Source organism: Janthinobacterium sp. LPB2021202312-11-4 (genome assembly GCF_037049705.1).
In the GTDB taxonomy this organism is placed as follows: domain Bacteria; phylum Pseudomonadota; class Gammaproteobacteria; order Pseudomonadales; family Pseudomonadaceae; genus Aquipseudomonas.
The window spans coordinates 25856-42370 of record NZ_JBAGKV010000033.1 but is presented as its reverse complement, the minus strand read 5'-3'; the positions used below and the strand labels follow the sequence as shown (position 1 = coordinate 42370).

General features: G+C 59.7%; 11 protein-coding genes. 10 read left to right on the top strand and 1 reads right to left on the bottom strand.

What is annotated here, in order from left to right; genetic code table 11:
- Positions 1-134 precede the first annotated feature (134 nt).
- The 10 genes from V5E99_RS26245 (at position 135) to V5E99_RS26200 (ending at position 15849) form a co-directional block, all read left to right on the top strand.
- Positions 135-2138 carry a type VI secretion system Vgr family protein gene (locus V5E99_RS26245; RefSeq protein WP_499805197.1) on the top strand — a complete coding sequence of 668 codons (2004 nt, stop codon included), beginning with the start codon at positions 135-137 and terminating at the stop codon, positions 2136-2138.
- Positions 2135-3001, top strand: coding sequence for a DUF4123 domain-containing protein (locus tag V5E99_RS26240; RefSeq protein ID WP_499805195.1), 867 nt, complete (start codon positions 2135-2137; stop codon positions 2999-3001). Before V5E99_RS26245 ends, V5E99_RS26240 begins: the two co-directional genes overlap by 4 nt.
- The gene (locus V5E99_RS26235; RefSeq protein ID WP_499805194.1) at positions 2998-6627 is read left to right on the top strand and encodes a toxin VasX; all 3630 of its coding nucleotides are present in this window, start codon (positions 2998-3000) and stop codon (positions 6625-6627) included. Before V5E99_RS26240 ends, V5E99_RS26235 begins: the two co-directional genes overlap by 4 nt.
- Positions 6608-7738, top strand: coding sequence for a SoxR reducing system RseC family protein (locus tag V5E99_RS26230; protein WP_499805193.1), 1131 nt, complete (start codon positions 6608-6610; stop codon positions 7736-7738). The genes V5E99_RS26235 and V5E99_RS26230 overlap by 20 nt, the downstream gene beginning before the upstream one ends.
- Entirely contained in the window at positions 7735-8166 is a 432-nt protein-coding gene (locus V5E99_RS26225) for a hypothetical protein (RefSeq protein WP_499805191.1), read from the top strand. The genes V5E99_RS26230 and V5E99_RS26225 overlap by 4 nt, the downstream gene beginning before the upstream one ends.
- A complete protein-coding gene (locus V5E99_RS26220) occupies positions 8147-9280 on the top strand; it encodes a hypothetical protein (RefSeq protein WP_499805189.1) in 1134 nt (377 codons plus the stop codon). Before V5E99_RS26225 ends, V5E99_RS26220 begins: the two co-directional genes overlap by 20 nt.
- Before the next feature lie 268 nt (positions 9281-9548).
- Positions 9549-10793, top strand: a complete 1245-nt coding sequence (locus V5E99_RS26215) for an exonuclease SbcCD subunit D C-terminal domain-containing protein (protein ID WP_499805188.1) — start codon at positions 9549-9551, stop codon at positions 10791-10793.
- Positions 10790-14431 (top strand): AAA family ATPase, encoded by a 3642-nt coding sequence (locus tag V5E99_RS26210; RefSeq protein ID WP_499805187.1) that lies wholly within the window; start codon positions 10790-10792, stop codon positions 14429-14431. The genes V5E99_RS26215 and V5E99_RS26210 overlap by 4 nt, the downstream gene beginning before the upstream one ends.
- Positions 14428-15024 carry a glutathione S-transferase gene (locus tag V5E99_RS26205; protein WP_499805185.1) on the top strand — a complete coding sequence of 199 codons (597 nt, stop codon included), beginning with the start codon at positions 14428-14430 and terminating at the stop codon, positions 15022-15024. Before V5E99_RS26210 ends, V5E99_RS26205 begins: the two co-directional genes overlap by 4 nt.
- A gap of 504 nt (positions 15025-15528) precedes the next feature.
- A complete protein-coding gene (locus V5E99_RS26200; protein WP_499805184.1) occupies positions 15529-15849 on the top strand; it encodes a hypothetical protein in 321 nt (106 codons plus the stop codon).
- 60 nt (positions 15850-15909) lie between these two features.
- Here the strand turns inward: V5E99_RS26200 and V5E99_RS26195 are convergent, their stop codons facing one another.
- Positions 15910-16341 (bottom strand): hypothetical protein, encoded by a 432-nt coding sequence (locus V5E99_RS26195; RefSeq protein ID WP_499805183.1) that lies wholly within the window; start codon positions 16339-16341, stop codon positions 15910-15912.
- Positions 16342-16515 lie beyond the last annotated feature (174 nt).

The window sequence follows — 16515 nt, the reverse complement described above, 5'->3', positions numbered from 1 at the left end:
GTCAGAAAAGATCGCCGGCCCGGCTGCGATTCTGCTTCACGGAAATGCCCTACAAAGGATATCGAATCGACTGACTTCGCCATCGCGAAGATTCACGCAGAGTCCTGTGCCTTAAATGACACAGGGATGCGCGGATGTTCAAAACGGCGAACGAAGGTGTTTTCACACTCGACATTGCAGGGTTTTCCTACGATCTTCAGGTCCTCAGGTTCCGCGCCAAGGAGGCGCTGAACCAGCCCTACGAAGTCAAACTCGAACTGGTGAGCGAACGACCCGTTCTGGATCTCGAGTCGCTGTTGCATCGCTCGGCCTTTCTGACATTCGGCCCCGACAACGCCGGGATTCACGGCCAGGTCTATCGAGTCGCGCAAGGCGACTCGGGCAAACGCCTGACTCACTACCAGATCACTCTGGCACCTCGCCTCGCCTACCTCGCGCATCGCCACAACCAACGTATTTTCCAGCACCTGAGCGTGCCGCAGATCATCGGCAAAGTACTGACTGATCACGGCATACAAGCCGATACCTGGCGCTTCCAACTCAACGCTGAGTACCGGCCGCGACTCTACTGCGTGCAATACACCGAGTCAGATCTGCACTTTGTTCAAAGGCTGTGCGAGGAAGAAGGGCTGCACTTTCACTTCCAGCACAGTGCCGCCGGGCATGTGTTGGTGTTCGGCGATGACCAGACGGTATTCCCGAAACCCAAGAGCCCGACGGCGTATGCCCAAGGCAGCGGCATGGTTGCCGAAGCCCCGGTCATTGATCGCTTCCAGATCAGCCTGGAAACCCGCACCACTCACGTCAGCCGCCGGGACTACAACTTCAAAAAGCCACGCCTGCCGCTCGACAGCGAGAGCAAGGGCGCGCAATTGCCTCATTTGGAGGACTACGCCTTCCCCGGGCAATTCGCCGAGCGCGAACGCGGCAAGCATCTGGCCAGGCGGGCGCTGGAGCGCCATCGCGCTGACTACCGGCGAGCCCGTGGGCGCAGCGATCAAAGTGCCATGCGCAGCGGTCACTTTGTTGACCTGATCGAACACCTGCGCAGCGACTGCAACGGTTTGTGGCTACTGACGGAGGTTGAGCATGCGGGTGAACAACCTCAGGTGCTGGAAGAGTCGATTACGCACAGCAATCCTGACGATGGCTTCAGCCAGGGCTACCGCAACCAGTTCGTCGCCACGCCGTGGGACGTGATCTTCCGCCCGGCCCTTGAACACCCCAAACCGCAAATGGCCGGCCATCAGCATGCCGTGGTCACCGGACCGCCCGGTGAAGAGATCTACTGCGATGAGTACGGCCGCGTAAAAGTCCAGATGGCGTGGGACCGCGACGGTCAACGCAACGAACACTCAAGTTGTTGGCTGCGCGTTGCCGCTGGTTGGGCGAATGACCGCTATGGCAGCGTGCTGATCCCGCGAGTCGGCATGGAAGTGCTGGTGGGCTTCAGCGAAGGCGATCCGGACAAACCCTACGTGCTCGGCTGCTTGCCGAATGCGGCGACGCCCGTGCCACTGGATCTGCCCGCTCAGCACACGCAAAGCATTTTGCGCAGCCAGAGCAGCCCCGGTGGTGGCGGTTACAACGAGTTGCGCATCGAGGACAGAGCCGGCTCAGAGGAAATTGCCCTGCGGGCCCAGCGGGACTTCGTGCAACACGTGCTCAACGACGAACGCATTCAGGTCGATAACCAACGCAGCGTCGTGGTCGGTGGTATCGCCAGCCACGAGCTGCGCGGCGAAGAACACCACCTCACCCACGGCAATCGCCTCACGGAGCTCAAACAGGACGATCACCTGCTGGTGCTGGGCGACCAGCACATCCGCGTCAGCAGTCAGCGACTCAACGCCACCCAGTACCTTCACCTCAGCGCCGGGCAGCACGTCGTCATCGATGGTGGATTGCACCTGACGATGAAGGCCGGCGGGCAATGGCTGACGCTGGGGCCGGACGGCATTTTCAGCAACCTGCCGATTGCACAGGGCGGCGTCCCGGCCGACGGTTTGCCGGCTGAGCCGTTGATGCCGGGCGCGGTGCCGCTGTTGAAGCTGACCTTCGACGCCACCCAACAACGCCAGGCGCTGGTTTCAACCCGCCGTTCTCGCTGCCTGATTTGCGAGGCCGCCCTCGCATGAATCTCTCGACCGCTTTACCTGCCGATCTGCCGTGGAACGAGCAACAGGCGTTTGTGTTGCTCGATGGCGCGACCCTCAGCGATTTGCCGGAGCGCCTGAAGCAACTGAGCCCTGGCGCCAACGCCATCGCGCTGTATGACTGTCCGTCGTTCACCGCGCTGCGGGATATCTCACCGCTGTTAGTGGCCGTTCAACAACCTGATGAACCGCTTGTTCAGTTCTATCTGGAGCACGCGCACGAGGAATGGGGCGTGCTGCTGTTCAGCCCGGCCTCGGCGCACGACATCGCCCAGCACTTGCGCAAACTGCTGACGGTTGAGCTGCCCGAGGGGCTGCCGGTTTTCCTGCGACTGGCCGATGCCGCCGTGGCGCGAATCCTGTTCGGGGGTAGCGATCAGCGTTTGTTTGGGCCGTTGTCCTGCGTGGTGACCGCCGATGGCGTCGCGGCGGATTGGCAGCGGCATCAACCTCGGCTGGCCGAGTGCCCTGAGTTGCCGACGCCCTATCGCCTGAGTGCTGAGCAGAATGCGGCGCTGGACCACGCTGATCGGCGTCGCACATTGCTTGAACTCGACGCTCACCTGCTGAGGTTTTTCTCCGAACGCCCGCACGGCGCAACCGTGGCGGAGCGCTGGCCGATGCTTGAACAGCTGGAAGCCGAGGCCGACATGCTGGGTCTGGGCTGCCAATCCGAGTTGTTTTATTACGCCAACGTCGTGGCATGGCTGGACGGTTCATCGCTGGACCAGCATTCCCACATCGACCGTTTGCTCCATACGCCCTCCCTGCAACCCATCGGTGAGCGTATCGCGCTGGCCGCAAACATGGCCCTTCAATGGGCCAGTGAACGAGGCCGACCATGAACCATCCTGCGAATCTCGCCGCCGCAGCGGCCTCCAAATCCGCCTTCGGCTCCCCCGGCGCCTGCCCTTTGCGGCAAACCCACGTGCAGCTCCTGCCTGTACGTTATGGCCTGGTGGAGAAGATCGTTGACCCCATCGCCAAACTGAAACTGCCCTACGCCCTCCAGACCCGGCCAATGGGCATTCGCATGCTGCGCGACGGCTGGCTGTATGTGATCGACAGCGTCACCGGGCACTTGCACGAATACCGCGTGCTCAACGGCGTGGTCAGCGCCTTGCTGCACAAGGGCGCCAAGGTTGATGGCGATCAACGCACGGCCATCGAAGAACGCCCGGCGCTGATCTTTTCACGGCGCAGCACCTTGCATGTGTGCTTCGCCGAAGTGCAGTGGACCGCCGCCAAATGCGCGCAAGTGACTGACAGCCGCGAGGAGCGCGAGCACTTTATGCAAGCTGTTGACCTCGGCCCGGTGAACTGTGAAACCGGGGGCGAGCATTTACTGACGGTTGGGCAAACCAAGCAGTGGCTGGCGGAGATTGCGACGGTCCCAGCCCAGCAGGCCCAAGCGGAAAAGGACCGTGCCGAGCATGAAAAGGGCTCGCCGCCGGACGCCGTTTTGTTGTCCACGGTGCAGGTCAGCGACGTTCCCGAACATGAGCGCGAACCGTATCTGTGGGAAACACCCCGGCGCTTTCGCGAGGCACACATCGGCGAATTTCTTGGGCGGGTGCGCGCGGCGTATCAGGACGACACGCTGTTCCTGGCGGTGCAGGACGACCTCGGCGTGCTGCGTGATCTGGCCGAGTATCAAGACGCGGTGGTCGGCTGGGTCGATGCCTGGAGCAATGCCGAGCACAACGCGCGTAATTATTTGCTGGCGTGCTACATCGAATCCCTGAGCCAGCTCAGCCCGGCGGATGTTGAAAAACTGGGGGATGTCAGCGACGACCCGGCGGTCAACGCGCTGTTGGGCGATCTGCAACAGTTGCCAGAACCCACTCTGGAGCGCACGCGCAAAGCCCTGCTGGATTACCTGAACAAGGGCGGCAAGGTCGAGCCTGTCGACGGACCAACCCCGCCGGAATTGCTGCAGTTGCGCAAGCAAGCCGAAGCCGACGTCAAAGAGATGCTCAAGTATCAGGGCGGCACGCCAGACTTCACGGCTCAAAGGCGCGCGATTGATGACGCAGACCGCAGTTACTACACCCGTCAGCACTTTGCGATGGCCCCCGCCGACTTCGTTGAGCGGCACCTCAAAGCCCTGATCAAACTCGGCAAGGAGCAAAACAAACGCATCGAGGACGTGATCGAGGGCTCCACTTTCACCGGCAAACGCGGGATCAACGATTTCATCGACCGCGAGGCCATGGACGACGAGCTGTTTCAGTACCGCGCCGACCTTGGTCGCTGGAACCGCCTGCTCGAACGCATCACTGCTGACCGCACGGAGCTGGTGTGTGCCGGGCGCTATCACCGTTCGGCCTGGTACTACGACGCGCATGCACCGCAGCAATTGGCCGAGGTTTTCGCCGCCGAATACGCCTGCGTCAAAGACATCTGCCGCAGCGACCATGCCAGTGAAAAGATGCTGGGTTATCTGGAAAAACACCCGGAGTTGACCCGACCTGGGTTTTACACCTTACCGCTCCGGGCTCGGCCTGATTTGCTGGTGCAATACAGCCTGCTGTCCAATGCCGGGACCGGCCTGTACAGCAAACTGCCGCACTGGTTGCAGACCCTGCAAACCATCGAACAACCGCACCTGCCAGCCCTCGACGAAATGCCCGAACACACCCGCGACATGGCCGACGCGGTGCAGCAAAGCTACAGCCCGGCGCTAAACCTGGGGCTGAGCCGAGCGCTGGAGGGTTTCGATCTGACGGGTGGGAAAATCCCCGACCTCGACGAACTGTTCCGCCATCTGCCCAAAGCGCTGCCGGCGCGAATACTCGATGCGGCGAAAACCACCGGCGTGACGTTCACCGTCGCCACCCCGGGTGAGCACACGGCGCTGCAATCCGACCTCAAGGACGTGCTCAGCGAACGCGCCTACCTCAAAAGTCTGACCCAAGAACGCAACCGGCTGACCCATAACAAAAACCTGCCGGGCCACAGAACCCAGCGGGCGATGGAGTTGCAGACCGAGATCGTTCGGGTGCGGGCGCAGTTGACTCAACTCGAAGGCCGACTGGCCGGTGCGCTGAGCCCGATTGCCGAACTGCCGGATCGGTCGGTGCGCACCTACGGCGCCACACCGGCTCGGGCGGGGGTGACCGTGGTGTTTCCACCCGCGCAGCAGCAGGAGGTGAGGAGTTTGCTGATGAATATTCGGCAGGGGGTGCAGAGCGTGCCGAGGGCAGAACTGATCAAGAGCGAAGGGGTTGGGTTGTTGGTGTTTTTGGCGCAGGTGGTGAATTTGGTGGTGGTTTATCGAGAGATGATGAGGCAGACCAAAAACGAAAAGATACGTGCTGATTTCTTCGCTGCGCTCGCCGCTACCGGTGCAGCTGGTTTTACCGCAGCTCAAGGCTTGGCAGACACCGCACTGAAGGCTCGCAGCGATAAGTTGGTTTTGGCCGCTCAACATCATGCTTTGGAGAGTGTGCATGTGCAGATGGGGAAGATGCACATCGGATTGGGCGGTTTTACTTATGTTCTAGGTTTGGCATCGTCATTGTCCAGCCTCAATGCACAACACCAGAATTGGGAGCACGCGACGCGCAGCGGCAATCGCGCAGCCCAAAACAGTGCGGCTCTTGCCACGGTGGGTGCCGGCGGCATGGCGGCTGTTAATGCCTATGGTCTCAGTCATACCGCGCACGCCACTTTTAAAGTGATGACTGCCGGCAGCCCAGCAGCGCGAACAGCCGCCTGGGCCGCCGCTGGCACACGCCTCTCCACCGTGTTTTTCCGGGTCAATCTGGCCGGGGCATTGTTCACCGTACTGGAATTCGGCGGCACTTGGCTATTCAACCGCTACAACATCAGCGCCCACGACAAATGGCTCAAAACCACGCCTTGGAGCCTGGACACCGATGAGCGCGGTGACTACACCCTGGATCAGTACCAACATTACCTCGGCGAGTTACTTCACGCCCCGACGGCACATCTTGGCTTGATCAAGCATGACTCATTGCTGAAAAACCTGTTTTTGCGCCCCAAACCCAGCGATATCCATCTCGAGCTACCAAGGGTGAAACTAAGCGACTTCCAGCCCCCATTAAGCGGCAACCCCTCTCACCGATTGGGCATTGGTGCCCATCGGCTTTACCGTCCACTTGATAGTCGCGGTACCGCCCGGGAGCGCAAGGATGTGATCAGCGAAGAAGTGTCGGATAGCCTGCAAGTGGTGCAAGCCGACCCGCTGATTTTATGCCTGCGCTATCCGCTGAATCGCAGTAACCCGATGGCGCCCGTGGTCGAGACACTGGAGCTGGCGGTGTGCGTGCAACTACTGAATGCCAAAGGACAATGGATCTCCCGCACCCACATCATTCATCTCAACCCTCGTGGCGAAGGCCGTTTTCCTTCGCTGCCGCGCAACACAGTCACCGAGCATCCGCCTGTGTTGCTGGTTGAAACCCATCTGCTGGAGACGGTCGACCATGCCCAACAACCTGAATGACCCCGTGCCGACACCGCACCTTGAGCAATCGCGCAAAGCCGGAGATATCGAGCCCTTTCCAAGCGGCAAGATCACCTATCTCGCCCCGCTACCGCTTCCTACGCCAATGCCACCTAGTGGTCCTCATATCGGGGAGTTAAATGAGGTGTATATGGACTTTGGGTTGGGGTCGCCGGAGGTGTTTTCATGGCAGGTCATTTTAGGTTTGCCTTTCAGCGGCGCATTTATGATCGCTTTTCTATTTCCATTATTTACCGGGTTTCTAGGAATTGTTTTTGGTTACGGTATGCAAGATATATGGGACTCAATGATTGGCATATTCCATGAAGGTTATGGATATGCAGCGACGACAGGTTTTATCACCCTCTTCATCGGCCTCTGCGTCTGGCTCCACAACCACAATAAACGCGCCGAAACCATCCCCACCCGCTTCAACCGTCAACGCCGCGAAGTCTGCTTCATGCCCGAAGACGCCGCCGAACCGCTCTTCGTCCCCTGGGAATCCCTCCGCGCCTGGGTCATCGAAGCCCAGGGCGTCACTCAGTACGGCGTCCGTCGCCAATACGGCATGGGCATCGGTTTCCAGCACGGCGAAACCCTGACCAGCGTCGAGTTCCCCTGCGCCGGCCTGCCCATCGCCATCAGCTACTGGGAAGCGATTCGCGGCTACATGGAGTACGAGGTCAACGACCTCAAGTCCATCCAGGACCCGCTCGACCTGCAAGGCCCCGACGACCCGCCCCACGAAGGCCTGCACACCTTCCACAACGCCCGCGCCCGCATGCACCAGCAAATCCGCGACGGCTCCCGCAATCGGGTCTCGGGGTTTTTCTGGTACCTGTACCACGTGATGACCCTCTGGACGATTCCCAACCACCTGACCGAATGGGAAATCCGCCGCATCAAAGCGATGGGCCAAAAGATGTTGCCCGAGGTGATGCAGCAATGGTCCGAGCCATTGCCGAAGGCGCAATGGGCGAAACCGAGTGATGACTTGCTCAGAATGAGCGAACAAGTTCGACGTCTACATAAACGTCAACCGGGACGCGCCATTACTCAGATTTTTGCCGAGGTGCAGCGCTTGAATGCCGGCAACAAACAACGCGCATGAAACCGAGCGACTTCCAGCCTCCCTTGAGCGGTAACCCCTCTCATCGCTTGGGCATTGGTGCCCATCGGCTTTACCGCCCGCTCGACAGTCGCGGTACCGCCCGGGAGCGCAAGGATGTGATCAGCGAAGAAGTGGCGGATAGCCTGCAAGTGGTGCAAGCCGACCCGCTGATTTTATGCCTGCAATACCCGCTGAATCGTAATAACCCGATGGCGCCCGTGGTCGAGACACTGGAGCTGGCGGTGTGCGTGCAAGTATTGAATGCCAAGGGGCAGTGGATGTCCCGCACCCACATCATTCATCTCAACCCTCGTGGCGAAGGCCGTTTTCCTTCGCTGCCACGCAACACAGTCACCGAGCATCCTCCTGTGTTGCTGGTTGAAACCCATTTGCTGGAGACGGTAGACCATGCCCAACAACCTGGATAAATCCGTGTCGGCAGCGCACCTTGAGCAATCGCGCAAAGCCGGGGATGTCGAGCCTTTTCCAAGCGGGAATATCACCTATCTCGCCCCTCTGCCGCTGCCTACGCCGATACCGCCCAGTGGTCCTCATATCGGGGAGTTAAATGAGGTGTATATGGACTTTGGGTTGGGGTCGCCGGAGGTGTTCTCATGGCAGGTCGTATTAGGCGGACCATTCACCCTAGCCTTTATGATTGCTTTTTTAATACCTCTGTTCAGCGGCTTCATGTTTTTCCTGTTAGGCCAAAGCTGGGACGATATACATGACATCACAACTCGTATGTTCATAGAGGAGGCGTATGAGCTTGCCCTAGTATCCGGCTTCATCACCCTATTCATCGGCCTCTGCGTCTGGCTCCACAACCACAACAAACGCGCCGAAATCATCCCCACCCGCTTCAACCGTCAACGCCGCGAAGTCTGCTTCATGCCCGAAGACGCCACCGAACCGCTCTTCGTCCCCTGGGAATCCCTCCGCGCCTGGGTCATCGAAGCCCAAGGCGTCACTCAGTACGGCGTCCGTCGCCAATACGGCATGGGCATCGGTTTCCAGCACGGTGAAACCCTGACCAGCGTCGAATTCCCCTGCGCCGGCCTGCCCATCGCCATCAGCTACTGGGAAGCGATTCGCGGCTACATGGAGTACGAGGTCAACGACCTCAAATCCATCCAGGACCCGCTCGACCTGCAAGGCCCCGACGACCCGCCCCACGAAGGCCTGCACACCTTCCACAACGCCCGCGCGCGCATGCATCAACAAATCCGCGACGGTTCACGCAATCGAGTTTCGGGATTTTTCTGGTACCTGTACCACGTGATGACCCTCTGGACGATTCCCAACCACCTGACCGAATGGGAAATCCGCCGCATCAAAGCCATGGGGCAAAAGATGTTGCCCGAGGTCATGCAGCGATGGTCCGAGCCATTGCCGAAGGCGCAATGGGCGAAACCAAGTGAAGACTTGCTCAGAATGAGCGAACAGGTTCGCCGACTGCATAAACGTCAACCGGGACGCGCCATTACTCAGATTTTTGCCGAGGTGCAGCGCTTGAACCCCGGCGGCAAACTCAGCGGCTGAAACCGCTTGTGTGGCGAGGGGGCTTGCCCCCGGTTGGGCTGCGCAGCAGCCGCAGTACCGGATAAATCGTTTTATCAAACAGATCGCAGGGGCCGCTTCGCGCCCCAACGGGAGCAAGCTCCGTCGCCACAGGCATGCCACTTGGTCACGGGCCTGTGGTTTGATCAGATCCGTCGCGCCATCCAGTGTATTTGCCAGTAAACTCCCTCCCCTTTAGCCGCCCATCATTTCCCGCGCGGCCATCACCTTATTTGCGACGGAGTACGCCTTGCGTCTGTTCCACACCTCCGACTGGCACCTTGGGCAGAACCTGCACGGCCAGGACCGCGATTTCGAGCACGGTTGTTTTCTTGAGTGGCTGTTGCGCCAGTTGAAGCTGGACCAGCCCGATGTGCTGCTGATTGCCGGCGATATATTCGACACGGTCAACCCGCCGGTCAAAGCCCAGGAACGTCTCTACGATTTCATCGTCAGCGCCCACGAGCAGCAGCCGTTGCTGACCATCGTGATGATCGCCGGCAACCACGACTCCGGCTCGCGGATCGAACTGCCCGCGCCGTTGATGCGGCGTTTGCGCACCCACGCGTTGGGCCGAGTGCTGTGGCTCGATGACGGTCAACTGGATGCCGAACGCCTGCTATTGCCGTTGCCCGATGCCACCGGCGCGATTGCCGGCTGGTGCCTGGCGCTGCCGTTCCTGCGACCTGCCGAGGTGACCGGCGCGCAGTTGGGCGACAACTATTTGCGCGGTATCGGCCAGGTGCATGAATGGCTGATCGAAGCGGCCAACGCCAAGCGCACGCCGGGCCAGGCCTTGATCGCTATCAGCCACGCGCACATGGCCGGCGGTTCGGTGTCGGAAGATTCGGAGCGCAGCCTGATCATCGGCAACGCCGAAGCCCTGCCCGCCAGCCTGTTCGGGCCGAGCATCAGCTACGTCGCCCTCGGTCATTTGCACAAGCCGCAGAAGGTCAACGGTGAGGAACGCATCCGCTACAGCGGCTCGCCGATTCCGTTGTCGTTCTCCGAGATCAACTATCAGCATCAGATTCTCGACGTCACCCTTGATGGCGAAACCCTGGTCAGCGTCGAGCCGAAACTGATCCCCCGCGCCGTCAATCTGCAACGGATCGGCCCTGCGCCGCTGGCGGACGTCCTGCTGCAACTGGCCGACTTGCCGAACATCGACTTGCTCGCCGATCTCCAGCGCCAGCCGTGGCTGGAAGTGCGGGTGCGCCTCGACGAGCCGCAACCAGACTTGCGTCACCAGGTTGAAACCGCTCTGGAAGACAAGGCTGTGCGACTGGTGCGAATCGCCGCCGAATATGCCGGCAACGGCGGTAAGGATGGGACGGATGACGGCGCCACGTTGATTGAACTGGACCAGCTCTCGCCCCAGGAACTGTTCAGCCGCGCCTGGCAGGATAACTATGGCAGCGAGGTCGATGAGCAAACCCTCAAGGACTTTGCCGAGCTGTTGCAAGACGTGCAGATGGAGAGCGAACAGCCATGAAGATCCTCGCGATCCGCCTGAAAAACCTCGCCTCCCTGGCCGGGCCGTTTGAGATCGACTTCACCGCCGAACCGTTGGCCAGCGCCGGACTGTTTGCCATTACCGGCCCGACCGGCGCCGGCAAAAGTACCTTGCTCGATGCCTTGTGCCTGGCCCTGTTTGGCGCCGTGCCGCGCCTGAACAACACCGGCCGTGACGCCAAAGTGCCGGACGCTGACGGCGAAATCGGCACCGGCGACCCGCGCACCTTGCTGCGGCGCGGCACCGGCGAAGGTTATGCCGAAGTGGATTTTGTCGGCATCGACGGCCGCCGCTACCGGGCGCGCTGGGAGGCCAATCGGGCGCGGGAAAAGGCTGGCGGCAAGCTGCAAGCCAGTCGCCAGAGCCTGCGGGACATCGATCAGGATCAACTGCTGGCCAGTCAGAAAGGCGAGTACAAGGCGCAGCTCGAAGCCGCGCTGGGCCTGAACTTCGAACAGTTCACCCGCGCCGTGCTGCTGGCCCAGAGTGAGTTCAGCGCCTTCCTCAAGGCTGACGACAACGACCGCAGCGAACTGCTGGAAAAACTCACCGATACCGCGCTCTACACCCGTTTGGGTCGCCGGGCATTCGACAAGACCAAAGAGGCCCGCGAAGCCCACAAGCTGTTGCAGGATCAGGCCACCGGTGTCACGCCGCTGCCCCCTGAAGCACGCGCCGAGCTTGATGAGCGCTTCAACGAAGCCCAACAGCAACTCAAGACCCAACAAGCGCAACTCAAGCAGCTTGAGCAGCAACACACCTGGCTCAAAGACCTGCGCCAATTGCAGGACGAGCAACAGAGCGCCACCGAGCAACTGCACAGCGCCCAGCAGCACTGGGAAAGCCTGGCCGGCGAGCGACTGAAGCTGACACGCCTGGAACAACTGGCGCCACAGCGGCATCAATTTGCGCGCAAAACCGAACTCACCGCCCAACTCACACCGCTGGCCGCGCAGATTCAGCAACACACGCAACAGCAACAAGAACTGACCGAGCGCCAGACCCAACTCGAACAGAGCCTGAGCAGCGCCCACGCCGCGTTGACCGAGGCACAAAACCAGCACAGCGCCGGCACACCCTTGCTGCGCCAGGCTTTTGAAGAGCAAAGCACCCTCGCCCGCCTGGCGCGAGAGGCCAGCCTGAGCGCTGAACTCAAGCAACAAGCGGAACTGGCCTGCACCCAGGGCCAAGGCACGATTCAAGGGTTGCTCGACCAGCAAAAACGGGTCGCCGAACGTTTACAACGCATCGCCGGGGAGCTTGAGCAAAGCGTTCATCTGGCGCCGCTCAGCGATGCCTGGAACGCCTACCGCGATCGTCTGCAACAACTGATGCTGATCGGCAATCGCCTGAACAAAGGCCAAGCCGAACTGGCCGATCTGCAGCACAACGCCACCCGCGCCGCTGAAGAACTGAGCGCGCAAAAGCAGAACCTGGAAGTGCTCTACAAAGAGGCCGGCGCCGAGCCCGAAGCCGTGGCCGAGCAGATTCAGTTGCTGAGCACGCTGTTGCAGGACAACCGCAAGCAACTGCGCGCATTCGAAGAACTGACGCGCCTGTGGGCCAGCCAACAGGAACTGGACAAGCGCGGCGCCGAGCTGCAACAACGCCAGCTCAGCGCCCAGCAAGAACGTGAACGCCTGACCCAGGACGGGGTGAAAACCAAGGACCAATTGACCGTCGCCGAGCAAACCCTGACCGTCACCCGCGAACTGCTGGAACGCCAACGCCTGGCCCGCAGTGAAAGCGTCGAAGAGTTGCGCGCACAGTTGCAGGACGATCAGCCATGCCCGGTCTGCGGCAGCCCGGATCATCCTTATCATCAGCCCGAAGCGCTGCTGCAAAGCCTCGGCCGGCATGACGAAAGCGAACTGACCAACGCGCAGAAAGCCGTCGATCTGCTGAAAGAAAAACTCACCGATCTGCGGGCTGAAGTCGGCGGTTTGATTGCCCAGCAAAAGGAGTTGCTGCAACAACAGGAACACCTCGCCACGCAGCAACAGAGCCTGACACCCAGCGTCGAAGCCCATCCGCTGTCCGCTCAGTTGTTGAATCAGGACGCGGTCAAACGCGATGCCTGGCTGGCCCAACAAAACAGTCAGCTAAACCAGAGCATCACCCAGGATGAACAACGGCAAACCGCCCTGCTCACCCTGCAACAGGACGCCGCGCGCCTGGCCCAGCAACTGCGCAACGCCGAAACGGCGAGCCAGCAAGCGACTCAGCACCTGAGCACTCAGCAACAGGCGTTGAGCAGTGATCGCCAACGGCTGGACGAAGAACTCACGGCGTTCAGCACGCTGCTGCCGGCCGATACGCTGCAAGCCCTGCGCACTGAGCCTGCCGCGACGTTCATGCAACTCGACCGGCAGATCGCCCAACGCCTGGAACAACTCGACCAGCAGCGCGACGAACTCGGCGAACAGCAACAACGCCAGCAGACACTGGAGAAAGAACAGGACCGCCAACTGACTCGCGCCCAGCAATTGGACGCCGCGCAACAGCAGTTCAGCGTGCTGGCCGAGCAACAACAGGCTTGCCAGCAGAAACTCGCGCAATTACTCGGCGAGCACGCCAGCGCCGAACAGTGGCAGCAGCAACTTGATCGCGCCGTCGAACAGGCCCGTCACGCCGAAGCCGCCGCCAATCAGGAACTGCAAACAGTGCGCACGCGGCTGGTGCAATTGGCCGCAGAGCTCAAGGCGCAGCAAGAGCGTTCGCACGCCCTGGAAGCTGAAGACCGCGAACTGAGCAGCAAGATTGCCGACTGGCGCGCGCGGCATCCGGAGCTCGATGACGGTGGTCTGGAAGCGTTGCTGAGCGTTGACGATCAACAGCTGAGCGAATTGCGCCAACAGTTGCAGCACAGCGAAAAAGCCATCGAACAGGCCAAGGTGCTGTTGCAGGAGCGCGATGAGCGCCTGCTCAAGCATCAGGCGCAACACAACGGCAACCTCGACGCCGAACAACTGGCCACCGCGCTGACGGAACTGCAAAACCTGTTTGCCGCCAGCGAACATCGCTGCGCCGAATTGCGTGCCGAACAGGCCGAGGACCAACGCCGGCAGAACGCCAATCAGGCCCTGGCCCAGCAAATCGCCGACGCCTACACCGAGTACCAGCGTTGGGCGCGCCTGAGTGCGTTGATCGGCTCGGCCACTGGCGACACGTTCCGCAAAATCGCCCAGGCTTACAACCTCGACCTACTGGTGCACCACGCCAACGTGCAACTGCGGCAACTGGTGCGGCGCTATCGCCTCAAACGCGGCGGCAGCATGCTCGGCTTGTTGGTGATGGACACGGAAATGGGCGATGAACTGCGCTCGGTGCATTCGTTGTCCGGCGGCGAGACGTTCCTGGTGTCGTTGGCGTTGGCGCTGGGGTTGGCGTCGATGGCATCGAGCACGTTGAAAATCGAATCGCTGTTTATCGACGAAGGCTTCGGCAGCCTCGATCCGGAATCCCTGCAACTGGCCATGGACGCCCTCGACGGCTTGCAAGCCCAGGGCCGCAAGGTCGCGGTGATTTCCCATGTGCAGGAAATGCATGAGCGGATTCCGGTGCAGATTCAGGTCCGCCGTCAGGGCAACGGCCTGAGTACCCTGGAGGTGAAATGACCACGTTGTATTCCTTCCGCCGCTGCCCTTACGCCATGCGGGCGCGCATGGCCCTGCGTTATTCAGGGGTTGAGGTGCAGATCGTCGAAGTCAGCCTGAAGGCCAAACCTGCCGAAATGCTCGCGCTGTCGAGCAAAGGCACGGTGCCGGTGTTGGAGGTGACGGGTCAGGTGATCGATGAAAGCCTGGCCATCATGCGCTGGGCTTTGGCGCAGAACGATCCGCAGGATTGGTTGCTCAAGGACGACCCCGCCGGGAGGCTGCTGATGGCTGAACTGATCGAAGAAAACGATCAGGTCTTCAAGGTGCACCTCAATCGCTACAAATACGCCGAACGCTACCCCGAGCAGCCGATGGAACATTACCGGGCCGAGGGTGAGGTGTTCTTGCGCAGGCTCGATGAGCGGCTGGAGGGGCGTGACTACTTGCTCGCCGGGCATCCGAGCCTGGCGGATGTGGCGTTGATGCCATTTGTGCGGCAATTCGCCCATGTGGATCGGGAATGGTTTGGGCAGGCGCCTTATCCACGGCTTCAGGTGTGGCTGCAACGATTTCTGGAATCTGAACTGTTCACCTCGATCATGAAGAAATGAATCCCGTGCAGACGCCGCCGAGGGCTGCAATTTTTCGATCGCCACGTCTGAAAACCTTGTAGGAAAACACCCTTTGTGGCGAGGGAGCTTGCTCCCACCGGGCTGCGAAGCGGCCCCAATCCCCTGCCGCCCATTTCCTCAGACATTTCCGAGCACCCGGTTTACAAGGGCTTCGCCCTCAAGCGCTGCCAATCCCCATCATCACAATGGGCTAAAAGGCGTCCTACCCTCCGGTTGCGAGCCCCAAAGTGGCCACCTATATTCGCCCCGTCGCCGACAGTAATGGGCGATAGGGTTTCGCAGCCCTGTAGAAGTGGAGACACACCGTCAAATGACAACTGTGGCAAAATTCGCCACCGTTACGTTTTATGGCGGCTGTGTGTGGGAGACCTTCGGGTCTGCCGGTTTTAGTCTCTTCTCCGGTCTGCGAACCCGCACATAGCTGCCACCCATTTGTTTCGCAGCAGAAAGGTGGCACTTCTTATCAATTGAAGAGCTGATCCTATGACAAAGAACAATCCGCCTCGCCGCTTCACCCCCATGTCCCAATTCGCCACCGACTACCCCGTCCTCCTCATCGACAGCGACGCTCCCCTGCGTGAACTCCACAACTGCGTCAGCGAACGCCTCAACGCCGTCCTCAAATACCTGAACCTTATGGCCTGCACCAGCCTCCCCGACTACGCCGAAAACGACATCAACACCGTCACCAACATCGCCCGTGTGTTGCTCCAGGACGTCAGCGATGTGTTTCGGGTAATTGAGCATCGCGGGTTTGATACGCCTGAACCTAAGGAAGGTCTGAAGTACCCACCGCTTTTTTGAACTCCAAATGGTTGGAGTATCAAAAAAACGGTGGGTACTTCAGACCTTCCCTAGCCAGGCTTAATTACGAATCGATTCAAGTGCGTTTCTTTTTACCCGAACAAAGAAGCAAAATAAGGCGATTAAAAACACGAGGACCGTCACACCAAAATAAGTAACCCCCTCCAATGGCAAAAACTCCTCAACGAACATCATAATAAAAAACGTAGACAGCATGGAGACAGCAATAAGATTATAATAAAAAACAGCCATTGGAGGCTCTTTAAAATCTGTAGTGACCTCAAGCACTTCGGGTTTCAGATCCGGCACACCATATCGGATACCTATAACCAACTGAATAACAAATATAAGACCAGCCACTGCATTAAAATCCCATCCATCCAGCACAATAAACTCTGTTATTAACCTGACAAAAAGCGCTGCATACAGCATGCAAACCATAATAATCATAAAATACAAAACAACCATTTCACCAATATTTTTTATACGCAAAACCAGCCCTCCCCCCAATCGAACAAATCGCGCTATTCACAGATAGAGCAAATCATCTGCCGCGGCGTGCACCGCCAGAATAAAAACCAACATAAACTATTATCAACATAAATATAACAAACACACCCACAGCAACTAACCAAGAAGTAGCCAAACTTAGTAACTCAACTTCTT